Source organism: Microbispora sp. H10949 (genome assembly GCF_014161435.1).
GTDB lineage: Bacteria > Actinomycetota > Actinomycetes > Streptosporangiales > Streptosporangiaceae > Microbispora > Microbispora triticiradicis.
This window is the reverse complement of the sequence record NZ_JABBWZ010000015.1, coordinates 1-25,178: the sequence shown is the minus strand read 5'-3', so window position 1 is coordinate 25,178 and position 25,178 is coordinate 1. Positions and strand designations below refer to the sequence as shown.

Annotated in this window: 19 protein-coding genes; 15 read left to right on the top strand and 4 right to left on the bottom strand. The window is 71.8% G+C overall.

What is annotated here, in order from left to right; translation table 11 throughout:
* Positions 1–15 precede the first annotated feature (15 nt).
* A complete protein-coding gene (rox, locus tag HHX40_RS31710; protein ID WP_182883527.1) occupies positions 16–1,443 on the bottom strand; it encodes a rifampin monooxygenase in 1,428 nt (475 codons plus the stop codon).
* Positions 1,444–1,827: 384 nt separating this feature from the next.
* Here rox and HHX40_RS31705 point away from each other — a divergent pair, with 384 nt between their 5' ends.
* A complete protein-coding gene (locus HHX40_RS31705; RefSeq protein WP_259404090.1) occupies positions 1,828–2,568 on the top strand; it encodes a dienelactone hydrolase family protein in 741 nt (246 codons plus the stop codon).
* A 136-nt stretch (positions 2,569–2,704) separates the two neighbouring features.
* Here HHX40_RS31705 and HHX40_RS31700 read toward each other — a convergent pair whose 3' ends face one another.
* Both HHX40_RS31700 and HHX40_RS31695 read right to left on the bottom strand, forming a co-directional pair.
* The gene (locus tag HHX40_RS31700) at positions 2,705–3,988 is read right to left on the bottom strand and encodes an MFS transporter (RefSeq protein WP_182883525.1); all 1,284 of its coding nucleotides are present in this window, start codon (positions 3,986–3,988) and stop codon (positions 2,705–2,707) included.
* A 172-nt stretch (positions 3,989–4,160) separates the two neighbouring features.
* Positions 4,161–5,417, bottom strand: a complete 1,257-nt coding sequence (locus HHX40_RS31695) for an ATP-grasp domain-containing protein (protein ID WP_182883524.1) — start codon at positions 5,415–5,417, stop codon at positions 4,161–4,163.
* A 514-nt stretch (positions 5,418–5,931) separates the two neighbouring features.
* Between HHX40_RS31695 and asnB the strand changes: the two genes are divergently transcribed.
* The 10 genes from asnB (at position 5,932) to HHX40_RS31645 (ending at position 19,572) form a co-directional block, all read left to right on the top strand.
* Positions 5,932–7,752: an asparagine synthase (glutamine-hydrolyzing) gene (gene asnB / locus HHX40_RS31690; protein WP_182883523.1), complete on the top strand. Its 1,821-nt coding sequence runs from the start codon at positions 5,932–5,934 to the stop codon at positions 7,750–7,752.
* Between the two features lie 48 nt (positions 7,753–7,800).
* On the top strand, positions 7,801–8,679 hold the full coding sequence (locus HHX40_RS31685) for a TauD/TfdA dioxygenase family protein (RefSeq protein ID WP_182883522.1): 879 nt from the start codon (positions 7,801–7,803) through the stop codon (positions 8,677–8,679).
* The gene (locus tag HHX40_RS31680; RefSeq protein WP_182883521.1) at positions 8,676–10,379 is read left to right on the top strand and encodes a GMC family oxidoreductase; all 1,704 of its coding nucleotides are present in this window, start codon (positions 8,676–8,678) and stop codon (positions 10,377–10,379) included. Before HHX40_RS31685 ends, HHX40_RS31680 begins: the two co-directional genes overlap by 4 nt.
* Entirely contained in the window at positions 10,376–11,635 is a 1,260-nt protein-coding gene (locus HHX40_RS31675; protein WP_182883520.1) for an ATP-grasp domain-containing protein, read from the top strand. Before HHX40_RS31680 ends, HHX40_RS31675 begins: the two co-directional genes overlap by 4 nt.
* 29 nt (positions 11,636–11,664) lie before the next feature.
* Entirely contained in the window at positions 11,665–13,032 is a 1,368-nt protein-coding gene (locus HHX40_RS31670) for a hypothetical protein (RefSeq protein WP_182883519.1), read from the top strand.
* Positions 13,033–13,060: 28 nt separating this feature from the next.
* Positions 13,061–13,756 carry a class I SAM-dependent methyltransferase gene (locus tag HHX40_RS31665; protein ID WP_111701096.1) on the top strand — a complete coding sequence of 232 codons (696 nt, stop codon included), beginning with the start codon at positions 13,061–13,063 and terminating at the stop codon, positions 13,754–13,756.
* Between the two features lie 15 nt (positions 13,757–13,771).
* A complete protein-coding gene (locus HHX40_RS31660) occupies positions 13,772–15,064 on the top strand; it encodes a diaminopimelate decarboxylase (RefSeq protein WP_182883518.1) in 1,293 nt (430 codons plus the stop codon).
* Complete coding sequence (locus tag HHX40_RS31655) at positions 15,061–15,888, top strand: 2,3,4,5-tetrahydropyridine-2,6-dicarboxylate N-succinyltransferase (protein WP_182883517.1); 828 nt, start codon at positions 15,061–15,063, stop codon at positions 15,886–15,888. The genes HHX40_RS31660 and HHX40_RS31655 overlap by 4 nt, the downstream gene beginning before the upstream one ends.
* Entirely contained in the window at positions 15,885–18,494 is a 2,610-nt protein-coding gene (locus HHX40_RS31650) for an aminotransferase class I/II-fold pyridoxal phosphate-dependent enzyme (RefSeq protein ID WP_182883516.1), read from the top strand. The genes HHX40_RS31655 and HHX40_RS31650 overlap by 4 nt, the downstream gene beginning before the upstream one ends.
* Before the next feature lie 79 nt (positions 18,495–18,573).
* Positions 18,574–19,572 carry an RNA polymerase sigma-70 factor gene (locus HHX40_RS31645; protein ID WP_182883515.1) on the top strand — a complete coding sequence of 333 codons (999 nt, stop codon included), beginning with the start codon at positions 18,574–18,576 and terminating at the stop codon, positions 19,570–19,572.
* Here the strand turns inward: HHX40_RS31645 and HHX40_RS31640 are convergent.
* On the bottom strand, positions 19,488–20,408 hold the full coding sequence (locus HHX40_RS31640) for an SDR family oxidoreductase (RefSeq protein WP_182883514.1): 921 nt from the start codon (positions 20,406–20,408) through the stop codon (positions 19,488–19,490). The two genes, HHX40_RS31645 and HHX40_RS31640, sit on opposite strands and share 85 nt — an antisense overlap.
* Before the next feature lie 376 nt (positions 20,409–20,784).
* Here HHX40_RS31640 and HHX40_RS31635 point away from each other — a divergent pair, with 376 nt between their 5' ends.
* From HHX40_RS31635 to HHX40_RS31620, 4 genes are all read left to right on the top strand, one after another.
* On the top strand, positions 20,785–20,988 hold the full coding sequence (locus HHX40_RS31635) for a cold-shock protein (RefSeq protein ID WP_111701102.1): 204 nt from the start codon (positions 20,785–20,787) through the stop codon (positions 20,986–20,988).
* Positions 20,989–21,213: 225 nt separating this feature from the next.
* Positions 21,214–21,684 carry a hypothetical protein gene (locus HHX40_RS31630; protein ID WP_182883513.1) on the top strand — a complete coding sequence of 157 codons (471 nt, stop codon included), beginning with the start codon at positions 21,214–21,216 and terminating at the stop codon, positions 21,682–21,684.
* The gene (locus tag HHX40_RS31625; RefSeq protein WP_182883512.1) at positions 21,659–22,897 is read left to right on the top strand and encodes an AAA family ATPase; all 1,239 of its coding nucleotides are present in this window, start codon (positions 21,659–21,661) and stop codon (positions 22,895–22,897) included. Before HHX40_RS31630 ends, HHX40_RS31625 begins: the two co-directional genes overlap by 26 nt.
* Before the next feature lie 370 nt (positions 22,898–23,267).
* Positions 23,268–24,758, top strand: a complete 1,491-nt coding sequence (locus HHX40_RS31620) for a non-reducing end alpha-L-arabinofuranosidase family hydrolase (protein ID WP_182883511.1) — start codon at positions 23,268–23,270, stop codon at positions 24,756–24,758.
* Positions 24,759–25,178: the final 420 nt, after the last annotated feature.

The window sequence follows — 25,178 nt, the reverse complement described above, 5'->3', positions numbered from 1 at the left end:
AGCCGTACGGGGCGCTCAGCCGCGCGGCGCGCCGAACCACCTGGGCAGCCGATCGAGCAGGCCCGCCTGATCCTCGCCGGCCCACGCCACGTGACCGTCCGGCCGCAGCAGTACGGCGGGCACGTCCAGCTCCTCGCTGACGTCGGCGGCGTAGTCGACCCGGTCCGCCCACCCGGCGACCGAGAGCCGGCCGGTCTGGTCGAGCAGCAGCCCGCGGCCGCCGCGCGTGAGCTCGTAGAGGCGCCCGCGCTTCAGTGTCACGTCCCGCATCCGCCGGCCGAGCAGTTCGTGCCCCTCGCCGAAGTCGTAGCGGATCCCGATGGCGGTGATCTTCTCGGCCAGGCGCCGTCTCACGTCCTCGAAGTCCATCAGCTCCGACAGCAGGCGGCGCACCGCCTGGGCGCCCGGCTCGGTCGACAACAGCTCCATCTGCGCGCGGGTGTTGTCCAGCACGTCGGCGGCCACCGGGCGCCGTTCGGTCTCATAGCTGTCCAGCAACCCCTCCGGGGCCCAGCCGGCGATCTCTGCGGCCAGCTTCCAGCCGAGGTTGAACGCGTCCTGGATGCCGAGGTTGAGGCCCTGCCCCCCGACCGGCGGGTGGATGTGCGCCGCGTCGCCGGCCAGCAGCCCCCGGCCCACCCGGTAGCGGTCGGCCAGCCGGGTGGCGTCGCCGAAGCGGGAGAGCCGGCGGGGGGAGTGCACGCCGAAGTCGGTGCCGGCGACGGCCCGCAGCTGCTGCCTGAAGTCCTCCAGGGTCGGCGGGACCGAGCGGTCCTCGGTCACTCCGGCGGCGGGCACGACCACGCGGTACACCCCCTCGTCGAAGGGCGCGAGCCCGAACCGCTTCTGGGTGGCGCGGACCTCGGCCACCACGGCAGCCACCGTCTCCGGCGGCACGCCCACCTCCATCTCGCCCAGCAGCGTCTCGACCCTGGTGGGCTCGCCGGGGAAGCCGACGCCCAGCAGCTTGCGCACCGTGCTGCGGCCGCCGTCGCAGCCGACGAGGTAGCGCGCGCGCAGCCGCGTGCCGTCGGCCAGTTCCGCGGTCACCCCGTGCTCGTCCTGACTCAGCCCCGCCAGCGCGCGGCCGCGCCGGATCTCGGCGCCCACCTCGGCGGCGTGCTCGCCCAGCAGGCGATCGGTGATGGTCTGCCGGACGCCGAGGACGTAGGGGTGCGCGGTGTCCAGCCGTTCGGGCGAGGGCTTCTCGATGGCGGCGAAGGAACCGCCGACCGGAGACCTGCGGCCGTGCGGGAGGAACCGCTCCAGCAGGCCACGCTGGTCCAGCACCTCGATGCTGCGCACGTGCAGGCCCAGCGCCCGGACGAACCCGGTCGGCTCCGTCTCCTTCTCCAGCACGACCACCCGCACGCCGTGCAGCCGCAGCTCACCGGCCAGCATCATGCCGGTCGGCCCGCCACCGGCGATGATCACGTCGATCATGAATCCCCCATACGACAAGGTCCCGCTCCCTGTTCGGACGGAGATTCTGCGGTACGACCGGGGTCTTGCCGCAAGCCCCCCGGTGCGCTATAGCTTGAAAGTGGCGGGGGATCGCCTTTCTCGGCCACCCCATTCGCGCCACCCCCCTCGCATTGACACACGGGTGATTGGGCTGCCTGTATTCGCGGTGAATACGGTTGGGCGGGATGGTCCGGAGCTGGTAGCGTGCGGGTGATCGTGACAGGCTGCGAGGAGGTGAGACCCATGAACGTTGTGTCGATGGGGTGCTCCCTCTCGTCATCACGGTCGGGCGACTGACATAAGGAGTCGCCGGGAGCGCCTGGACAACAAGCACTCCCGGAAAGCGACAACCTAATGCCTTCTGTGCATTTCACTTCGGAAGAAACGTCGAACGGCGTCATCGCGCGCGGGTTCACCGTGGGCGAGGTCCCCGGCATGGTCTGGTCGCCCGAGTCCGGTTCCGGCCGCGCGCCGCTGGTGCTGCTGGGGCACGGCGGCGGCCAGGACAGCAGGGCGCCGGGGATGGCCGGCCGCGCGGCCCGCCTCGTGGGCGACGGCGGTTTCCACGTCGCCGCCATCGACGCACCCGGTCACGGCGGACGGCCGCGTACGGAGGACGACGAGCGGGAGATCGCCGCGCTCCGGCGGGCGATGGCGGCGGGTGAGCCGGTCGGCCCGATCGTCGTCGCCTTCAACGCCGGCATCGCCAGGCGTGCGGTGCCCGAGTGGCGGGCGACCCTGGACGCCCTCCAGGAACTGCCGGAGATCGGCGCCGGCGGGCCGGTGGGCTACTACGGCGTGAGCATGGGCACCGCGATCGGGCTGCCGCTGACGGCGGCCGAACCCAGGATCACCGCGGCGGTGCTCGGTCTCCACTCCTACGACGAGGCCCTGGCCGAGGCGGCGGGACGGATCACGGTGCCGGTCGAGTTCGCGCTCCAGTGGGACGACGAGCTCATCCCGCGTGAATCCGGCCTCGCCTTGTTCGACGCGCTGGCCTCGAAGGAGAAGACGCTGCACGCCAACGTGGGCGGGCACCACGAGGTGCCCGGGTTCGAGGCCGACAGCGCGGTCCGGTTCCTCGCCCGGCATCTGCGGGGGTAGACACCTCACCGGCCCGAGGGGACGCGGGATCGGCGGCCGGTCGCCGATCCCGCGTCCCTGTCGTTCCACGCCTGGACACGTCGGCCATCGAGGAGTCCCCGATCCAGCCCCGCGAGCCGCCTCTCCAAGGTCCTCGTCAGTTGAGGTCGGTGGCGGGCCGGGGCGTCGCCCGCGCGGCGGGGGCGGTCTCGTGGGCCGGCGCGCGGACCCCGAACCACATGCCGAAGAACCCGGCCACGCCGAGCCCGGCGCACATGAGCCAGACGAGCGCGCCGTCGTACTGGAAGAGCGCCGTGCCCACGGCGGGTCCCACCGCGTATCCGATGGTGTGGCAGGCGGCGAAGGCGCCGATGTAACGGCTGCGCAGGTGTCCCGGCGCGGCCAGCGCCGGATAGGCGTTCGACGACGGCGCGCTGACGATCTCGCCCATGGTCCAGATCAGCGCGCTGGCGAAGAGCAGCCAGACACCGGCCGAGACGCCGGCCAACGCGAGCCCCCCGCCGATCAGCAGCGTCCCCACCGAGATCGCCGTCCGCATCGGCAGCCTCTGGACGTACGGGGTCAGCGGCAGTTCGAGCAGGATGACCAGGGCGCCGTTCAGGGCGACGACGGCGCCGTAGACCGCGGTGGGCAGGCCCCGGTCCCTGATCTCCAGGGGGAGGACGGCCTGATACTGCACCTCGGCGAGGGCCGTCGCGAACATCGCGGCGAGGACGAGGAGATAACGGCGGTCCCGCAGGACCGCGCGGTAGCCGCCGCGCGTCCCGTCCTCGTGCCGGACGGCCTCCGCCGCCTCGCGCCCGGGCCGGCCTCCGGGCAGTACGAACATCGCCGCCACCGCGAAGACGACACTCGTGATCGCGTCCGCGAGGAAGACCGCGCGGTAGCCGAATCCGGCCAGCCACACGCCCAGCAGCGGAGCGAGGGTCGCGCCGACGTTGAGCCCCAGGCGGCTCGCCGCCGTGGTGATCACCAGCCGGCGCGGCGGGGTCAGCTCCGACAGCATCGTCGTGGAGGCCGGCCGGTAGAGCTGGGTGACCGCGCCGATCGCCAGGCTGATCCCCAGCAGCGGCAGGTAGCCGGTCACGAAGCCGACGGCGCCGACGCCCACGCCGGACAGCGCCATCGAGGCGACGATCACGTTCCGCGCCCCGAACCTGTCGGTCGCGGCGCCGCCCGTCACCACCCCGGCGATCGAGCCGAGGCCGAACGCCGTGAGCGCGCCGCCCGCCTCGGCCGGGCGGTAGCCGAGCCCGGTGACGTAGAGCACCAGGAAGAGCGAGACGAAGCTGCCCATCCGGTTGACGGCGATCCCGCAGAGGAGGGCGAGCACGGGAGGGGGCAGTTCGCGGAGCGTCCGCAGCACGCCGGCGCGCTCGTCCCCCCGCGGCGCCGCGACGGGGGGCTGGTCCTCGGACACGTCCTCACTCCTCGCTCTCTCCACCGGACGGGCTCTTTCGGCAGGACGGGTTCTCTCGGCTGGGCGCGCTCCCGCGCGAGACGGCCCGGGCTTTCCCCGCGCCGGGGCGGCGCCGCCATGGGCCGCTCCCGGAGCCTGTCCAGCCGCCTGCCGGGACGGGCTGTGCCGCCTCTCAGACGGAGACGACCTCCCGGGCGGCGTGCGGGGGGTCGCCCTCGAACCGCGCGGCCCGCTCGGCCCGGTCGAGCACCTCGTCGCACTCCTCCGCCGTACGGCCGCGGGCGATGAGGAAGCCGTACCGGGCGATGGCGCCGTCGGGCGGCAGGATCAGCGGTGTCCCCGGGCCGGCGACCGCCACCGACGCCAGCAATCCAGCCTCGGGATCGGGCTCGGGCATCTCCACCCGCCGCGCCACGCAGGTCTCCGGCGGGTAGAGGAACCGGATGCCGACCGCGCCGGCGCCGTGCGCGGTCACGTCGGGCCGCACCCCCAGGGCGAGGTCGGCCGCGACCACCCCGGAGTCGACGCCGTTGGCCAGCAGCCCGAGATAGGGGATGAGATCGCCGCCGAGCCGGCCGTTCACCTCGATCAGCGCGTAGCCCTCGGAGGTCAGCTTGACCTCGGTGTGCGTCGTGCCGTGGGTGTAGCCGAGGGCGCGGTGCGTGTCCGCCAGCAGCCGCAGCAGGTCCGCGTCCCGAAGCAGCGGCTCGTCGGCCAGCACGACGTGCCCGGTCTCCTCGAAGTACGGCTCGCCGCCCAGGCGCTTGCGGGCGACCAGGTAGGGCAGGTACTCGCCGTCGTGGACCGCCGCGTCGACGCTGATCTCGGGCCCGGCGAGGAACTGCTCCAGCAGGATCTCGTCGTGGCCGGGCATCCCGCTCTGGCGTGCCGTACGGCTGACGCCGACCGCCCAGCCGAGCTCGGCCTCGCCGGCGACCTTCACCACCCCCTGGCTCGCGCCGAGGCCCCGGGGCTTGGCCACCAGGGGGAACCCGATGCGCCCGGCCGCCGCCGCGGCCTCCTCCGGGGTCGCGACGAGCGCGTGCCGGGGCTGCCTGATCCCCGCCCGGTCGAGCAGCCGCCGCGTCGTCGGCTTGTCGCGTACGGCGGTCACGGCCTCCGGGGAGGGCCCGGGGAGGCCGAGCTCGGCCGCCACCCGGGCGGCGGCCTCGATCACCGCCTCGTGGTAGCTGATCACGCCGCGGACCGGTGTCCGCGCGGCCAGCTGCCGGGCCGCTGCGACGACCGCCTCCGGATCGAAGACGTCGACGACGGTGCTGCCCGCGATGTACGGGGTCTGCCAGGAGGGCCGTTCCGTCTCGAAGAGCCAGACCGGCCCGCCGCGCTGCGCGATCGAGGCCAGAAGGTACTCCCTGTAGTGCGGAAACCCACTTGCCATGACAAGGAGCACTCCGTCGGAGTTCGCCATGTCTTCTCCCTGTGGTAGCGGCGTCGGCGGGCGCGCGGACACCACCGGAGTGTTATCCGCGAAGCCCACGATACGAGGACGATACGTACCCGGAGAATAACCGTCGAATTTCCGCTTCCGATAGGACCGTAATAAATCTCACCACCGGGCTCTGAGCTGCCGCGATGCCCGGTCCTCAAGGGGTCGTCCGGCCGAACGGAAACCTCACCATGCAATTATCGGCGTTGTGAGGAATCTGTGTGACGTGCGTCACTTCGAAGGTCTATTGCGACCGCTTGTCCGGTACGTATACTTCCGAACGGCGTCATCGTTTTGTGTGATGAACAGATGTCCACTGGCCGCGGCCGGCGATTCATCGTCGTCGGCAGGTTATTGGTCGACGATATTTCCGGCAATTCTCGCTCCGCTATCCGATCGCTCTTTCCGCCTGCACGGTGTCTCTATATTCCGGTTAACCGCCGGCCGCGTTCACGGCCGGTATTCGCCCGCGAATTGACGAGTAAGGAAACATCGATTGAGTGGATTCGTTGGCTGGATGGATTTCAGGCGCGACCTCGGCGCACAGGAAGACGTCCTCCACGCGATGGCCGACACCATGCAGCACCGCGGTCCCGACGCGAAGGGGCTCTGGCTGTCGCGGCACGCGGCGCTCGGGCACCGGAGGCTCGCCGTGGGCGACGCGGCGGTCGGCGCGGCGGGCGGTGACGCCCAGCCCCTGACGGCGGAGATCGGCGGCGAGACGGTGGCCGTCGTCCACGCCGGTGAGATCTACAACGCGGCCGACCTCGGCGGGGGCTCCTCCGAAGAGGTGCTGCTGCGCTCCTACCTCCGCTGGGGCGACCGGCTCGCCGAACGGCTCGACGGCATGGGCGCCTTCGCCGTCTGGGACGGCAGGTCGCGGCGGCTGCTGCTGGGCCGCGACCGCATGGGCCTCAAGCCCCTGTACTACTTCGCGTACCCGGGCGGCATCCTGTTCGCCTCGGAGCCGAAGGGCATCATGGCCAACCCGCTGTTCGAGGCGCGCCTCGACCCGGCGGCCCTCCCGATCGTCCTGCAGCCGCGCCTCACCCTGCCCGGCGAGACGCCGCTGGCCGGGCTGCGCGAGGTCCCGCCCGGCCACGTCGTCATCTGGTCGGAGGACGGGCCGTCGCCGCGCCGCTACTGGCGGCTGTCCAGCGAGCCGCATCGGCACTCGTTCGAGGAGACCACCCGCCACGTGCGCGAACTCCTTGAGGACGCGGTCGGCCGGCAGGTCCCCGCCTCGGGGCCGTGCGCCGCCATGCTGTCGGGCGGCGTCGACTCGACCTCGGTCGCGGCGCTCGCCGTCCGCGCCCTGGCGGCCCGGGACGGCAGGAGTCTCGACACCTTCTGCGTCCGGTTCGAGAGCGACTCCGCGCACTTCTCCCCGACCGAGCTGCGGCCCGAGGTGGACGCGCCGTACGCGGCGGACGCGGCCGAATTCATGGGCAGCCGCCACCACACCGTCACCGTCGGCCTGCGCGACCTGCTGGACGCCGTCCCGGCCACCCGCCGCGCCCGCGACCTGCCGGGCTGGGGGCAGTTCGACGCCTCGATGTACCTGCTCTTCCGCGAGATGCGGGAGATCGGCCCGGTCGCGATGTCCGGCGAGGCCGCCGACGAGATCTTCGGCGGATATCCGTACTTCTTCAAGCCGGAACTCGTCAACCGCGACGGTTTCCCGTGGATGGGCGACGGCCCCCGGCTCGCCGACTACCTCTCACCGGAGATGCGGGCGACGGCCGACCCCGTGGAGGACGAGCGCGCCCGGCTCTCCCAGCTCCTCTCGGAGGTGCCGCGGCTGCCCGGCGAGGACCCCGAGAACGCGCGCATGCGCGAGGTGCTCCACCTGGGCATGTCCGGGCCGCTCGCGGTCGTCCTCGACCGCAAGGAGCGGATGAGCATGGCGTCCGGCCTGGAGGTGCGCATCCCGTTCTGCGACCACCGGCTCATCGAGTACGTCTGGAACGTGCCCTGGTCGATGAAGTCCCGGGGCGGGTTGAAGGGCCTGCTGAAGGCGGCCATGGCCGACGTCCTGCCACCCGGCACGCTGAACCGGCGGAAGAGCGCCTATCCCCATGTGCACAACCCGGAATACGACCACGCGCTCATCGAGGAGGCGACCTGGATCGTGAGCGACGAGCGCTCTCCGATCGGCCGGTTGTTCGACCGGCCGCGCCTCGCGGAGTTCATCCGCGGGATCGCCGCCGACCGGCTCCGGCCGGACCTGCCCGGCGGGACGAGCGCGCCGCACATGCTCATCCAGCTCGTCGAGATGCGCAGGTGGATCGAGGACTACCAGGTGTCGCTCGGCTGACGAGCGCCGTAGCGATGTGAACGCAGGCAACACCGAGGGAGCTGCGCCATGCTCGAACTGGTCCCCATCACCGACTCCATCGGCACGGAGGTCCGCGGCGTCGACGTCACCGGCGACATATCGGCCCGCGACTTCGACCGCATCTACCAGGCCTGGATCGACACCTGCCTCCTGCTGTTCCGCGGCCAGAAGATGACCCCGGAGCAGCAGATCGCGCTCACCAGGCGTTTCGGTGAGATCACGACCTACACCCGCTCGGAGTTCAACGAGCCCGAGCACCCCGAGATCCTCGTGCTGTCGAACATCACCCGGGACGGCAAGCCCATCGGGTCGGCCTACAGCGGCCGCGTCTGGCACAGCGACGGCCACTACCTCTCCGACCCGCCGGCCGGGACGATGCTCTACGCGATCGAGGTCCCGCCGGAGGGCGGCGACACCTGGTTCGCCAACATGATGGCGGCGTACGACGCCCTGCCAGCCGCCATGAAGGAACGGATCGACGACCTCAAGGTCGTCATCAGCCGGGTGCAGTCGCGGCCGTACAACTATCCCGACCGTCCGGCGCCGACGCCGGAGGAGCGGGCGGCGTGGGTGGACATGCGCCACCCGATCGTGCGCCGGCACGAGGTGAGCGGCCGCAACGCCCTCTACAGCGGCGGCAACGTCCCGTGGCGCATCGAGGGGATGCCGGAGGCCGAGAGCGCCCCGCTCATAACCTTCCTGCAGGAGTTCTCGGTCCAGCCGCGCTTCACCTACTGCCACAGGTGGCAGCCGGGCGACATCCTGCTGTGGGACAACCGCAGCGCGATGCACCGGGCCACCCCCTACGACTACGAGGCGTATCGCCGCCTCATGCACCGCACGACGATCGCCGGTCACCTGTCCACCGGCAGCCCGGTGCCGGTCGGCGAGGCCATCGCCTCATGAAGACGTACGACTTCGTGATCGTCGGGGCAGGGGCGGCGGGCTGCGTGCTCGCCGGCCGGCTGACCGAGGACCCGTCCGTCAGCGTGCTCCTCCTGGAGGCGGGGCACGAGCGGCGCAGCCCGCTGCTGTCGATCCCCGCCGCCGAGACCATCCTGATGGGCAACCCCAGGTACGACTGGTGCTTCGAGACCGCGCCCGACCCCACCATCGACGGCCGCAGCGTGCGCATCCCGCGCGGGCGCCTGCTCGGCGGCTCGAACGCGATCAACGGCATGATCTACGTACGGGGCCAGGCGGAGGACTACGACGACTGGGCGCGGCTCGGCAACCCGGGCTGGTCCTGGGACGGCGTCCTGCCGTACTTCCGCAGCCTGGAGCGCGTGACCGGGATCGGCGGGGAGACGCGCGGCCGGGACGGGCTGATCGCCGTCGGCCCGCCGCGCGACCGCGACGAACTGTGCGACGTCTTCCTCGCCGCGGCGGCCAAGGCGGGCTATCCCGCCAACCCCGACTACAACTCGGGAGACCAGGAGGGCTTCGGCTACTACCAGGTCAACCACGACGGCGGACGGCGGTCGTCGGCCCTGGGGACCTACCTGAAGCTCGCCCGGCTCCGGCCGAACCTCACCCTCCTCACCCGGGCCCACGTCACGGGCCTGCGGTTCAGCGGCACCCGCTGCACCGGCGTGACGTACGTGCGGGACGGCGAGACGGAGCGGGCCGGCTGCGCCAAGGAGGTGATCGTCAGCGCCGGCGCGGTGCAGTCGCCCCAGCTCCTTGAGCTCTCCGGAATCGGCTCCCGCGACGTGCTCGGCGGCCTCGGCATCCCGGTCGTGCACCACCTGCCGGGCGTCGGCGAGAACTTCCGCGACCACTTCGCGGCCCGCCTGCGGTGGCGGGTGCGGCGGCCGATCACCTTCAACGAGCGCAGTCGCGGGCTCGCGCTGGCGCGGGAGGTCGCCACCTACCTGACCTCCCGCCGGGGCCTGCTCAGCCTGCCGATCGCGCTCGGCTTCGGCTTCGTCCGCTCCTCGCCGGAGGAGACGCGGCCGGACATCCAGTTCCACTTCGCGCCGGCCAGCTACGGCCCCGGGTCGAGCAGGCGGCTCGACACCGCTCCCGGCATGACGCTCGGCGTCTACCCGCTGCGCCCGGAGTCGTCCGGCTCCATCCACGTCCGCTCCCGCGACCCGCTGGCCCCGCCCGAGATCCGCCCGCGCTTCCTGGAGTCCGGCATGGATCGTTCCCGCCTCGTCGCCGGGATCAGGATCGCCAGGGAGATCGTGGAGAGCCCGGTGCTCGACCCGTACCGGGGCGACGAGCTGACGCCGGGGAGCGGCGTGCGGACCGACGACGAACTGCTCGCCTACGCCCGCGCCCACGGCGACACCTCCTATCACCCCGCCGGCACCTGCCGGATGGGCGACGACCCCATGGCGGTGGTCGACCACCGGCTGCGCGTGCACGGGGTGGAGGGGCTGCGGGTGGTGGACGCGTCCGTCATGCCGACGCTGGTCTCCGGCAACACGAACGCCGCGAGCCTGATGATCGCCGAGAAGGGCGCGGCGATGATCCTGGCCGACCACGGGTGCGGCGGCCCGCACGCCGCCTACGAGCGCGAGAGCGGGGCCTACGAGCGCGAGAGCGCGGCGGACGAGCGCCCGGGCACCGGCCCCCACGTCACGAAGGACACCACATGAGCACGTCACCACGGCAGGTCCTGGTCATCGTCGACGGCTACTCGTCCGGCTCGCAGCTGCCGGGGGTGATGGCGGAGCACGGCTGGGACTGCGTGCACGTGCGGGCGTCGGCGAGCCTGCCCGAGTACTTCCGGGCCACCTACCGGCCCGGCGACTACCTCGCCGAGTTCGACAACGACGGGGACATCGAGGCCCTCGCCCGCGAGGTCGGCGCGTACCGGCCCGCGGCCGTGCTGCCGGGCACGGAGAGCGGCGTGATCGTCGCCGACCTCCTGGCGGCCGCGCTCGGCCTGCCGGGCAACGACCCGTCGTCCAGCGCCGCCCGGCGCGACAAGTACGAGATGCACAACCGCCTGATCGGCGCGGGCCTGCCCGCCATGGACCACTACCTGGCACACGACCTCGGCGGGCTGCTCGCCTGGGCGAAGGCCGGCGCCTGGCCCGTCGTCGTGAAGCCGCCGGCGAGCGCCGGCACCGACTCCGTGACCTTCTGCGCCGACGAGGGCGAGCTGGAGGAGGTCTTCCACCGCCTGCACGGCGCGGTGAACCAGCTCGGCGAGCGCAACGACGCCGTGCTCGCGCAGCGGCTGCTGTCGGGCCAGGAGTACTTCATCAACGGGATCAGCGGGAACGGGCGGCACGTCGTCACCGAGATCTGGCGGACCGACAAGGTGCCGGTGCCCGGCGCGGGCCTGATCTACGACCGCAGCGTCCTGTTCGACCCGGTCGACCCGGAGATGAAGCGGATCGTCGACTACGTGAAGGCGGTCCTCGACGCCCTGGGCGTGCGGTACGGCGCCCACCACACCGAACTGATGGTCACCGACCGGGGGCCGGTCCTCATCGAGTGCGCCTCGCGCCTGTCCGGCGGGCTCAACCGGCCCGCCGCCAACCATGCGGTGGGCGCGAGCATGCTCGACCTGGCCGCCCGCCTGGTCGTCGAGGGCGAGCCGTTCGCCGCGCGGCTCGCCGACGAGCAGAAGGGGCTGCACGCCCCGCTGTGGCAGGTCCAGTTCATCTCCGCCCAGTCGGGGACGGTGACCCGGTCCCACTACGAGGAACTGCTGGGAACCCTGGAGAGCACCACCTGGATCCAGAAGGCGCCGAGGGCCGGTGACACCGTCACGCGGACCACCGACCTCTACTCGAGCCCCGGCATCGTCTTCATGAGTCATCCGGACCCCGAGGTCCTGCAGGCCGACTACCTGACCGTACGGCGATGGGAGCGCGAGGGCCGGCTCTTCACCACCGGCTGACGCGGCAGACAAAGGATGGGAGTGCAACGGTGACCGGACAGCCCCCCGCTGATCGCTTCGACTACACGGCCAACCTCGCCAGGGCGACGACCTACGGCGACCATCGCAACGCCTTCTGGCCGCCGTCCGACCGCTACGAACTGCGGCGGCTCGACCTCGCGGACGCCGCCCCCGCCCTCGGGCCGGCCTTCCTCCGCGACCTGGCCGCGCTCGGCGCGGCCGTGGAGGACGAGTGGCGCACCGTCAAGACCGTCGGCGCGCCCGCCCGGACCCGGCTCCCCGACCCGCTGCCCGTCGCCGAGGCGATGCGCCGGATCGGCGGGCACCTGCCCGGGGAGGTGGACCGCCGGGCGCTCGCCCTGCGGGCGGACGCCGTCCAGCACGGCTACACCGACGACATCCTCCAGGAGCTCGTCGGCGTCGAGGAGGACGTCGCGGTCGTCGCCGGCCAGATCTCCACCTGGTACGGCAAGGACCTGCGAGGGCTGCCGACCGCGTTCGCCTGCCGCCGGGACCCCGAACGCCAGGCCGACGTGTCCGAGGCCCTGACGTACCAGGAGGACGTCGCGAAGTATCTCGCCCGGCTGCACGCCGACCTGCGGCTCGGCGACGTGCCGGCGTTCGCGGCGACCCGGCTGTTCTTCATGGCCGGGGAGGGCGCCCTCCACCCGAAGCACATCGCCTACTTCCTCCCGGAGGACGAGGGGGTGAAGCGCTCGCCGTTCAAGAAGACCTACTACTTCGGCAACACCCACCGGGCCATGGTCGAGGGCTTCTCCGGGCCGCTCGCGGCGCGCCACCTCGATCTGGGCGAGCCGTACGAGCCGGGTGGGGAGCGCTTCGCGCGGATCCCGGCGCTCGGCGTGTTCGGTCACGAGCTGGGGCACAGCGTGCGCCGCCCGGCCACCGCCTACAAGGAGCTGAACGCCGCCGACCGCTGGGCGTCGGTCGTCCTCCAGGAGGTCGCGGCCGACGTCTTCGGCATCCTGATCCTCGCCGACGTCTGGGCGCCCCGCATGGACCTGTCCGGCGCCGACGCCGTCACCTACTACCTGGGGGAGTGCCTGCGGTACGTCGACCGCGGCCTCGGCCACTTCCCCGACAGCGACGGCATGTTCCTCCAGTTGTCCTACTTCGTCCAGCTGGGCGCGCTCGCCCTGGAGGACGGCCGCCTGAAGGGCGACCCGGAGGTCGTCCTGGCGGGGCTGCGCTCGCTGGCCCGGGTCCTCGCGGACGCGCTGCTCGCCGGCCGGGGCGAGCCCGCCGTCGCGCTGTACGGCGCCTACGGCCCGGCGAACCCCGCGCCACTGCTGCCCCTGATCGAGGAGATGCGCTCGCGTCCCCTCCGTTCCGTCGACTACCTGCAGGAGCACCTCCACGCCCACGGCGACGCCTGACCAGGACGCCTGACCAAGGAGAACGCACATGACCCAGACCCGACAGGCGCTCGACGCGGTGCGCGAGTACTACTGCACGCAGCGCGAGGTCGGCGGGGCCGAAGCCACCATCTACGACATATGGGAGAGCGGCGGCGCGTACAACGACTCCATCACCCCCTCCACGTACGTCCCCGAATACCGCTCGCACATGGTCCTCAAGATCCTGTCGCTGACCGCGGACGGCTCCGGCGTCTTCTCCCTCGGCTGCGGCAACGGGTTCGTCGAGGCCGACCTCGTGCACTGCGAGCGGAAGGTCAGGGCGATGGACTACAACGAGGAGGCGGTGCGGCTGACCCGGCAGAAGGGCGTCGACGCCTTCACCGCGGACTACTTCGCGCTGACGGCGGCCGACGTGGGCGACGCCGAGGCGGTCTACGCCGACGGCCTGCTCGGCCACCTCTTCGACCCCGTGGAGGAACTGCGGCCCGCCCTCGGCAAGCTGGAGAGCCTGGGCCTGCGGTCCGGGACGCGCCTGGTCTTCTCCAATGACGCGCCGCGCGACCGGCACGTCGCCTTCGCGCCGCACGAGCGGGTCGAGGGCTTCTGGTTCGTCTCGAAGGACTACCTCCAGGACACCCTGTCGTCGTTCGGGTTCGAGCCGCTGGAGAGCTACTACTTCCCCTATCTGCGGCCCATCAGCGGCATGCGCAACCGCACCATCTGCGTCGCGCGGGTGCCGTGACCGAGGAGGACCAGCGTGCCGATCTCTGACGGGTTCGCCCGCAAGCTCCTGCCCGTGCTCCCGGACGTCGTAGCCGCATACGGCACGCCGTTCCACATCTACGACGCCCAGGGGATCATCGAGACGTACCGGGGGATGGTGGACGCCTTCCGGGGCGAGCCCTACCGCCAGTACTTCGCCGTGAAGGCCCTGCCGAACCCCGCCGTCCTCTCCCTGCTGCACCGGGAGGGCAGCGGGCTCGACTGCGCGTCACCGATCGAGCTGGAGCTGGCCGCGCGCGTCGGCGCGGCCGGCGACGAGGTGATCTTCACCTCCAACAACACCCGGCTCTCCGAGTACCGCGCCGCCCTGGAGGCCGGGGCGCTCATCACGTTCGACGACCGGTCGTTCCTCGGCAAGGCGGACGTCCTGCCGGAGACGGTGGCGTTCCGCGCCTCGCCCAACGGGCTCGCGGCGGGCTCGTCCCTCATGGGCGACCCGACCGGCTCCAAGTTCGGCGTGCCCCTGGACGAGCTCCCCGACGCCTACCGCGAGGCCCGGCGGCGCGGCGTGACCCGGTTCGGCATCCACGGCATGACCTGCGCCAACGAGCTGGACGTCGACCGGGCCATCCGGGCGGCGGTGGACGTCGTCGAGCTGGGCGCGCACGTGGCCGAGACCGCCGGAGTCGACATCGAGTACGTGAACGTGGCCGGCGGCCTCGGCATCCCCTACCGCCCCGAGGACAAGCCGCTCAGCTTCACGGCGTACGCCGACGCCATCGTGGCCGCGCGGCGCCGGTGCTTCCCGCAGCGGGCCCCGCGCATCCTCATGGAGTGCGGGCGGTACGTCACCGGGCCCCACGGCGTGCTGGTGACCCGGGTGGTCAACCGCTGCCGCAAGGGCCGCGAGATCGTCGGCGTCGACGCGTCGATGTCCGCGCTCATGCGCCCCGCGATGTACGGCGCGTACCACCACGTCAGCCTGCCCTTCGCCCGGGGACGGGAGCGGTCGCGGTTCGACGTGGTCGGCTCGCTCTGCGAGAACATGGACAAGTTCGCGATCGACCGGATGCTGCCCGATCCCCGCGAGGGGGACATCGCCCTCGTCCACGACACCGGCGCGCACGGGCACGCCATGGGCTTCACCTACAACGGCCGGCTGCGACCGGCCGAGCTGATGATGACCCCCGGCGGCGACGTCGTCGAGATCCGCCGCGCCGAGACCGTCGACGACTACCTGGCCACGGCCCGCTGGAAGCCGGAGCCGGTGCCGATCGCGTCGCCGGCCGGCCTCCCGAACCACGAGCACGAGGAGCGAAGCCTGTGAACGAAGCCGCGGTGGAGGCCGCCTGGGAACGGCGCGCCGAGCTGACCGAGGCCGAACTGGCGGTCCTCGCCCCGGAGATCGAGGCCGGTCTCGGCGCGCTCGACCGCGGCGAGCTGCGCGCCGCCCGCCCCCTGGGCGAGGAGTGGGTCGTGGACACCTTCGTCAAGAAGCTGATCCTCCTGTCGTTCCGCACCGGCCGGAGCGAGATGGCCGAGGCGGGCCCCGGCCGCCCCCGGACCTTCGACAAGGTGCCCCTGAAGTTCGAGACCTGGAAGGAGCCCGACTTCCAGGAGGCGAGGATCAGGGTCGTCCCCGGCGCCGTCGTCCGCTTCGGGGCGTACGTCGCGCCGGGCGCCGTGCTGATGCCCTGCTTCGTGAACGTCGGCGCGTACGTGGGCCCGGGCACCATGATCGACACCTGGGCGACGGTCGGCTCCTGCGCGCAGGTCGGCGCGCGGTGCCACATCTCCGGCGGCGCCGGCCTCGGCGGCGTGCTGGAGCCGATCGGCGACGACCCGGTCGTCATCGAGGACGACGTCTTCGTCGGCGCCCGCAGCGAGATCGCCGAGGGCGTGCGGGTGCGCCGCGGCGCGGTCGTCGGGATGGGCGTCTACCTGGGCCGCTCGACGCCGATCGTCGACCGGGCCTCGGGCGAGGTGACCTACGGGGAGGTGCCGGAGAACGCCGTGGTGATCCCCGGGGCGCGCACCGACCCGCGCCGGCCCGGCCTCTCGACGTACGCGGCGGTGATCGTCAAGTACGCCGACGAGCGGACCCGGGGCAAGACCGCGCTCAACGACCTCGTACGGGACCTGGACCGGTGACCACCGCCCGGAGCGCGTTCGCCCTGCTGCGCGACCTGCTCGACGGCGTGTCCGCGCCGCCGGACCGGGAACCGGTGCGGCTCCACCTCGGCGAGTCGCGGCTCGTGACGCCACCGCTCGCGCCCGGCCTCCTGGACGACGCCGAGGGGTGGACCCGCTATCCGCCGCTCGGCGGTACCCCCGAACTGCGGGCCGCCTACCGGGGCTGGCTGGAGCGCCGTTTCGGCGTACGGCGGGGGCTGGACGACGAGGCGATCGCGATCGAGCCGACCCCCGGCACCAAACAGGCCGTCGCGGCCGCCGTCGCCCTCGCCGTCACGTCCACCAGGGCGCGGGCCCGCCGCGACGGCGAGACTCCCTCGGTCGTCATGCCCAACCCCTTCTACCCGACGTACCTCGCGGGAGCCGAGGCGGCGGGCGCCCGGCCGCAGTTCTTCGCCGGGAGCGACGGCCCGGCCGCCGTCGCGGCGGCCGTGGACGCCGCGCGTTCCCCCGTCGCCGCCCTGATCGTGTGCAACCCCGGCAACCCGGAGGGGGAGATCCTGCCGGAGGAGGCCCTCAGCGAGATCACGAAGATCGCCGCCACGGCCGGCACGCTGCTCGTCGTCGACGAGTGCTACACCGACCTGTCCACCGGCCGCGAGCCCCCGGGCTACCTCTCGCTGGTGGAGCACGGCTCGGTCGCGCCCGGACGGTTCCTGGTGCTGCACAGCCTGTCGAAGCGGTCCGCGGCGCCGGGGCTGCGCAGCGGCTTCGCCGCGGGTGACCCCGCCACGGTCGCCGCGTACGCCGCCCACAACCGGGCCTGCGGAGTCTCCAGCCCGCTGCCCGTCTGCGCGGCCGCCGCCGCTCTGTGGTCCGACGACGCCCACGTGGCGCGGCTGCGGACCGCGCTGGCCCGCAACTGGGACCTGGCCGACGAGATCCTCGGCGGGCTCCCCGGCTATCGCAGGGCCGAGGCGGGCTTCTTCCTCTGGCTGCCGGTGCCCGACGACGAGGCGGCGGCCCGGGACCTGTGGCGCGACCAGGGCCTGTCCGTCATGCCGGGCCGCTATCTCGCGGCCGAGGGGCCGTACGGCGTGAACCCGGGGGCCGGGCACCTGCGCGTCGCCCTCGTCCACGAGGAGACGGTCATGCGTGCGGCGCTCACCCGGCTGCGCGACGGCCTCGGTCACGGCGGCCGTCCCGCGGGCGACGGTCACATGTCCGCCGCCGGTCCCGGCCGCGGTGCGGTGGAGGTGGCGACGCGGCGGGCGGAGGAGGCCGCTCCGCCTTCGCCGGGCGAGCCGTCACCGACGGCGACGGCGATCGCGCAGCGGCTGATCAGGTTCCCCACCGTCAACCCCCCGGGCGACGAGGCGGACTGCGTCGGCTGGATCCGCGACCTGCTGGACGCCGCCGGGCTGGAGACGCGGCTGCTCGCGGCGGACCCGCGCCGCCCGAACCTCGTCGCCCGGCTGCCCGGCCGGGGCGCCGAACCGCCCCTGCTGCTCCAGGCGCACGCCGACGTCGTCCCGGTGGAGGGGCAGCCCTGGACCCGCCCGCCGTTCGGCGGGGAGATCGCCGGAGGCGAGCTGTGGGGGCGCGGGGCCGTCGACATGAAGGGCCAGCTCGCGATGATGCTGGCGGCGCTGCTGCGCATGCGGGCGGCGGGCGAGGAGCCGCCCGGTGACGTCATCCTGGCCGTCGTCCCCGACGAGGAGGCCGGGAGCACGGTGGGGGCGCGGTTCCTCGTGGGCCGGCACCCGGAGCTGTTCGCCGGGGTCAGGCACGCGATCGGCGAGGACGGCGGAGCCGAGCTGGGCCTCGGCGCGTACGCACGCGTCCATCCCGTCGTGGTGGGGGAGAAGCGCACCTGCTGGGTCCGGGCGACCCTGCGCGGGCCGGGCGGGCACGCCTCCCGGGTGCCGTCCGCCGACGGCGCCGTACGCAAACTCGCCCGGCTGCTCGACGCGATCTCCGACGGCGGCCTCGGCGTCCGGCTCACCCCGGTCGTCGACCATATGCTGGGCGAACTCGCGCGGGCGCTGCCGCCCGAGGCCGGCCGCGCCGTCGAGGCGTTCCGGGCCGACCCCGGGAACGCCGCCCTCCTGGCCGGGCTGGGCGACACGGCCTCCCGCTATCTCCAGTCGCTCGTCCGGCACACGGTCACCGCCACCGTGCTGCGCGGCGGCACGGTGACGAACGTGCACCCCTCCGAGATCACTGTCGAACTCGACGGACGGCTGCTCCCCGGCGACTTCTCGACGGAGGACTTCCTCGCCGGACTGCGCGCCCGGGCCGGCTGCGAGATGGACGTCGAGATCCTCGTGGAGGGCGAGAAGAGCCCGCCACCGCGCCTCGGCGGCTTCTACGACCGGCTCGCCGGAGTGCTCAGGGACAGGGACCCGGGCGGCGTCCCGGTCCCCGTGATCACGCCCGCCTCGACCGACGCGCGGGTCTTCCGCGGGCTCGGCATCGAGTGCTACGGCTGGATGCCGCTGCTGCACGGACCCGAGGTCGTCTACCGCGACCGCCTGCACTGCGCCGACGAGCGCGTCTCGGTGCGGGCACTGGAGTTCGGCGCCGACTGCTTCCACACCCTGCTGAAGGGCCCCTGGAGCTGAGGGATCCCCCGTCGAAGCCGCGAGATGGGCGAGTGAAAGGCTGGACGGGTCCATCGCCGGCGGAACGGGAGCCATCGTCATGGGGGACACCGGATCGGGGAGACACGTCCGCGATGTGGACGATCTCGACCAGGCGGCGGCCGTCTTCCAGAGCGTGCGGCCCCGCCTGTTCGGGATCGCGTACCGGATGCTGGGCAGTTCCACCGAGGCGGAGGACCTGCTGCAGGACGTCTGGATGCGCTGGCAGGCCTACGACCGCGACACTGTGGCCGAACCGGGGGCGTTCCTGGCAACGGTGACCACCCGCCTCGCCCTCAACGTCCTGCAGTCCGCCCGGGTCCGCCGCGAGACGTACGTCGGCCCGTGGCTCCCCGAACCCGTCGACACCCGCGACGACCCCCACCTCGGCGCCGAGCGGGGCGAGGCCCTGGGCTTCGCGGTCCTGCTCCTGCTGGAGCGGCTCACCCCCACCGAACGCGCGGCCTACGTGCTGCGCGAGGCGTTCGACTACCCCTACCGGCAGATCGCCGAGATCATCGAGACCAGTGAGGCGGCGGTGCGGCAACTGGTCAGCAGGGCCCGCAAGCACCTCGCCTCCAAGCGCCGGGCGCCGGTGACCAGAGCCGAGCAGCGCAGGCTGCTCGGCGCCTTCGTCACCGCCGCCCGCTCCGGCGACCTCGCCGCGCTGGAGCGGATCCTCGCCGCGGACGTGGTCAGCTACTCCGACGGCGGCGGCGCGGTCCGCGCCTCCCGCATCCCCGTGGTCGGCGCGCTGCGGGTCGCGAAGTACGTCAGGGCGTTCGCGGACCGCTTCTGGGCCGGGGCCGAGGTGGAGTGGGCCGACGTCAACGGGCAGGCGGCGGCCGTGCTCCGCCGTGACGGCGAGGTGTTCACCGTGCTCACCGTCAACGCCTCCGACGAGGGCATCGACCAGGTGCTGTGGATGATGAACCCCGCCAAGATCGCCGCAGTGTCCGGCGCGGACGGGCCGGGTCAGGAGGGGAACTCGACCCCGGCCAGCCGCTCGGAGACGTCCCACAGCCGGGCCGCGTCGGACCCGGCCCGGACCGACCGGTAGAGGGGCAGCTCCGTGGGGCCGCCCGTGAACTGGCCGATGCCGTCGGGGCCGTACAGCCGACCGCCCTGGGCGTCCGGGCTGGTGGCCGCGTACAGGGCGGGCAGCAGGCCGGCGTCGACCGGCTGCACGAACAGACCCCACCGCAGGAGCCGGGTCATGATCCGCTCGTACGGCGCGGAGCGGGCGCGGCCGAGGTTCGGCCCGGACGCGTAGAGGTTGGTCAGGGTCGTGCCGGGGTGGGCGACGTTGCTCACGATGCCCCACCCCCCGGCCCTGCTGCGCCGGTCCAGTTCGAGCCCGAAGAGAAGGTTGGCCAGCTTCGACTGACCGTACGAGCGGACCGGCGAGTACTTACGTTCGCTCTGCAGGTCGACCCAGTCGATCTTCGCCGAGCGGGCGGCGCTGCTGGTCATGGTGGTGACCCGCGCTCCGCGCAGGCGCAGCAGCGGCAGGAGCCGTGCCACCAGCGCCAGGTGGCCGATGTGGTTGGTGCCGAACTGCAGCTCCAGGCCGTCCGCGGTGGTGTGCCGGGAGGCGGGAGCCATCACGCCCGCGTTGTTGATCAGGATGTCGATCGGGCGGGCCTCGTGCCGGAGGGCGTCGGCGAGCTTCGCGACCGACTCCAGCGAGGCCAGGTCGAGCTCACGAGTGGAGATCACAGCCTCCGGCGCGGCCGCGTGGATCCTCTGGAGCGCGGCGGCGCCCTTGGCGACGTTGCGGACCGGCAGCACCACCTCGGCCCCGGCCTGGGCCAGGCGTGTGGCCAGGCCGAGACCGAGACCGTCGCTGCCCCCGGTCACCACCGCCAGCTTCCCGCTCAAGTCGGGTACTTCCATTGCGAACCCCCCTGGTCGCCATGCGTTCCGTCCTGCTGAGCAAGACAGGACGGTCTGCCCGTCTGTGACGCGTGTGTCCGTCATCACAGATCGAGAGGCTCCCTCACCTACGGGCCTTGTGCCTTCGGCCGCTGGAGGGGTGCGGCCCGCGGGGCGCGTACGGGGTTTTGCGAAAGGGGGGCGCGAGAACCGCGTCGCGGCGTGTAATGTCGAGACAGAGGTTGTGTCGAAGTACCAGTATGCGTTGAAACGCTTGCTGAGTAGTGACAGCGGGCGTTGCCGTACGGAGCCGAGGCTTTCCCGAGGCGGTCGGTCGCAGCAGCCCGAGGGACCACACCCGTGGCCCTCGAGATCGTCTCATGAAGGAGAAAGCAGTATGGCCCAGGGAACCGTCAAGTGGTTCAACGCCGAGAAGGGCTTCGGCTTCATCGCCCCCGACGACGGCACTCCGGACGTCTTCGTCCACTACTCGGCCATCGACAGCCGCGGCTACCGCTCGCTCGAGGAGAACCAGCGGGTCGAGTACACCGCCGGCCAGGGCGCCAAGGGCCCGCAGGCCGAGCAGGTCCGCCCGCTCTAAGCAGCGCTTCGCACCGCCGATGCCGGGCCCACCGAGGTGAGGCCCGCGCCATCCGACGGCATCCGGCCCCGGGCTCCTCACGGAGTCCCGGGGCCTTCGTCATTCACAGGTAGCCCGCCTCGGAGCCGGTGAAGCGGCACCGTGAGGGCAGGCCCTCGGCGAGGCGGTCCCGTACGATTCGCTGGTGATCGAAAGGACCGGGCCCGTCGCCGGGCGTGGCCGTGGATGGCGCTGGCGGTGCTCCTCTCAGCGGTGCCGTCCCTGCTGATGGCCATGACCGCGCGCGGCGGCATCGACTACCTGCCGCTCGTCTCCTTCGCCTGGCGTTTCATCGGAGTCGACGCGCGATACCTGCTCGCGCTCGATCTCCTCGTGGTGGGTGTCCTGCCGCTGTTCGCTCTGTCAGCGGCCGGCTTCTCCTGGTTCTGGTGGCGAACGGGGATGGCCGGCGCCGCGCTCCTCGGCGTCATGGCGGTGGTCAATCTGGTGGTCTTCGTGGGCGAATGCCCATGGCCGTTCACCCCTGCGGAGGTCAGCGCGGGCAGCCAGCCTGACTACATCAGCAGCGGCCCCGCAAACCCATGGGCTCCACCGCTGCTCGCCACCATCGCCTGCGCTGCCGCCGCCTTGGGGCGGCATCTACTTCCCCGCGCTCGAGGTGACCGAGGCGGTGGCACTGCGCCTCTTCGCCGATGAACTGATCAGGTTCACCGGCGCTCCTGTTCCGGCCTTCCGCGACTGGATCGACGCCGTCCCCTACCTCTTCGGCGTTGTACGAGACCGGCCGGTGCCTGTCGTGCTGGACGAGTTTCCGTACCTCGTCAAGGCGTCTCCGGAGCTTCCCTCGATCATCCAGCGGGAGCTGGGCCCCGGCGGCTCGGGAGCCGGCAGCATGGCCCGGGTGCTGCTCTGCGGTTCGGCGATGTCGGTGATGGGCGGGTTGTTGTCCGGTACGGCTCCGCTTCGCGGGCGCGCGGGACTGGAAATGGTCGTCAGGCCCTTCGACTACCGTCAGGCCGCCCGCTTCTGGGGCATCGGCGACCCGCGCCTGGCGGTCCAGGTCCACGCGGTGGTGGGCGGGACACCGGCCTACCGAAGGGAGTTCGTCCGTGGCGACGTCCCGGCCGGACCGGCGGATTTCGACGACTGGGTGATCAGATCGGTGCTGAACGCCGAGGTCCCGTTGTTCAGGGAGGCCCGCTACCTCCTGGCGGAGGAGACGGAGATCCGCGACCCGTCGCTCTACCACTCCGTCCTCGCCGCCGTAGCCGACGGCAACACGACGTCAGGGGGGATCGCCGGCTATGTGGGGCGCAAGTCCAACGAGATCGCGCATCCGCTCCGCGTCCTGGAGGACAGCCATCTCCTGGTCAAGGAACGCGATCTCTTCCGTCCGAACCGGAGTTACTACCGGGTGGCCGAACCGCTCATCACGTTCTACCAGGCGATCATGGTCAGGGAGTGGGCGCGGCTGGAGCGTGGGGACGCGGCCACGGTGTGGCGGGGCAGCAGGGCACGTTTCCTGTCGCAGGTCGTCGGCCCCCACGTCGAGGTGCTCTGCCGCGAGTACGCCCTGCATGCCGATGCCGCGGCCGGTGAGGTGGGGAGCGGAGTCGTACCGGATCCGGCCAACCGCACACAGATCGAGGTCGATGTCGCCGTTCTGGCGCCCGCGGATCACGGACGCCCACGGCGGGTCCTCTCGCTGGGTGAGGTCAAGTGGGACAGGGTCATGGGAGCCGAGCACGTGGCCCGGCTCCGCCGCGCGCGCGACCTGCTCACCGCCAAGGGGTACGACACCCGTGACACGGTGCTCACGTGCTACTCGGGCGCGGGATTCACCGCGGAACTCGGCGCCCGATCAGGGGGGGACGTACGCCTGATCCCACTCGGCGACCTCTACGATTGATCAAACGCTTACCCGGTCACCCGTGGTCCTGGAGCTCACCTCCTGCGCTCCCCGGAGACAGCCTCCAGCAGGACCGGGCGAGGGCCTCACCGGCGTGAGCGCGCGGTTGAAAGTTTCATCACGAGGCCGCCGTCTGTTCTGTGTGGGCTGTGCCGGTAACGCCAGATAGATGCGCCTCTGAAGGTCGGAGCGTCACCGGACCTCTCGATCGGCCTCTTGACGCCACCCGCTGTCCCCTAGTTTGCTCCGCCAATACCACCACCGACATCGACGCCCGTGGACGCGACCTCTCGTACCACAGAAAATGTTAGCGCTAACAGCACTTCGTAGGACCCAGGCCTCCGCCTCGACCCACCCTCAGGAGTAGACCATGCATTCACCCCCCATCCGTTCGGCCGTCGGCCGGTGGCGTTCCCACGTCACCGTGGCGGCGCGTGTGTCCGCCGCGCTGGTGACGGTGCTGGCCGCGGCGCTGGTCTCGGCGGCGCCCGCGTCGGCGGCGGCGGCGCCGCTGGTGGGCGTCGGGTCGGGCCGGTGCCTCGATGTGGTGGGCAACACCGACGCGCAGGGAACCGGTCTGCAGATCTACGACTGCAACGGCCAGGCCAACCAGGCGTTCGAGTTCACCTCGTCGGGGGACCTGCGGACGTTCAACGGCACGCGGTGCGTGGACGCCTACGGTCAGGGCACCGCGAACGGCACCAAGGTGGTCATCTGGTCCTGCAACGGCCAGGCCAACCAGAAGTGGCGCCTCAACTCCGACGGGACGATCACGGGCGTGCAGTCGGGCCTGTGCCTCGACGTGAGCAACTACGGCACGGCCAACGGGTCCGCCGTCTACCTGTGGACCTGCCACGGCGGGACCAACCAGAAGTGGACCACCTCTGGCGGCCCGAGCCAGTCGCCGTCCGCGTCGCCGTCCGCGTCGCCGTCTGTGACGCCGACCGGCACGTGCCCGCTTCCGTCGTCGTACCGCTGGACCTCGACCGGCGCGCTGGCGCAGCCGAAGTCCGGCTGGGTGTCGCTCAAGGACTTCACCAACGTCACCTACAACGGCAAGCACATCGTCTACGCCACCACGCACGACACCGGGTCGACCTGGGGTTCGATGGCCTTCAGCCCGTTCACCAACTGGTCGGATATGGCCTCGGCCACCCAGACCAAGATGAACTCCTCCACGGTCGCGCCCACGCTGTTCTACTTCGCCCCCAAGAACATCTGGGTGCTCACCTACCAGTGGGGCGGGACCGCGTTCTCCTACCGCACCTCCAGCGACCCGACCAACCCCAACGGCTGGGGTGCGACGCAGACCCTGTCCACCGCGAACATCGGCGGTGGGGGCACCGGCCCGATCGACCAGACGCTGATCGGTGACGGCCAGAACATGTACCTGTTCTTCGCCGGCGACAACGGCAAGATCTACCGGCAGAGCATGCCGATCGGGAACTTCCCGAGCAGCTTCGGCTCCAACTACACGCAGATCATGAGCGACTCGACCAACAACCTGTTCGAGGCGGTCGAGGTCTACAAGCTGCAGAACCAGAACAAGTACCTCATGCTCGTCGAGGCGATCGGCTCGCAGGGCCGGTACTTCCGTTCGTTCACGGCCGACAGCCTGAGCGGGTCGTGGACGCCGAACGCCGCCAGCGAGAGCAACCCGTTCGCCGGCAAGGCCAACAGCGGTGCCACCTGGACCAACGACATCAGCCACGGTGACCTGGTCCGCAACAACCCCGACCAGACCAAGACGGTCGACCCCTGCAACCTGCAGCTGCTCTACCAGGGCCGCAGCCCGAACTCCGGCAACGTCGACTACGGTCTCCTGCCCTACCGCCCGGGCGTCCTGACCCTGCAGCGTTAAGGCGTATGACACAGGTCCCGCCTCCAAGCCCTGACATGTGAGGGTGGACCTGAAACGGGCGGGCTCGGCACAACGCCGAGCCCGCCCTCGTCATGTCCGACGCTCATTCAGCCCGCTGCCCCAGCGGATGCACGGGTGAATATCAATCCCAGACGGCCGTCTTCGTAGTCTCTGTCACCGGCCCTTATGAGAGTCCTGGTGACCTTCCCGCGAAAATCGATCAACACGGCACGGTGGGGTGCCTTCTCCTGGTCGTCCGCCCACACGATCAGATGGTCCTCGTCCCACCAGCCGGGTCTGTCCAATCAACGGTGTAACTCGGTCTTGATTGGTTCTATCGGGCGGTTGGGGTCAGGCGGCCTTCGAAGGTGATGGCGAAGGCGTTGAGGGCGGCCTTCCATCGGGTCACCCAGCGTTTGC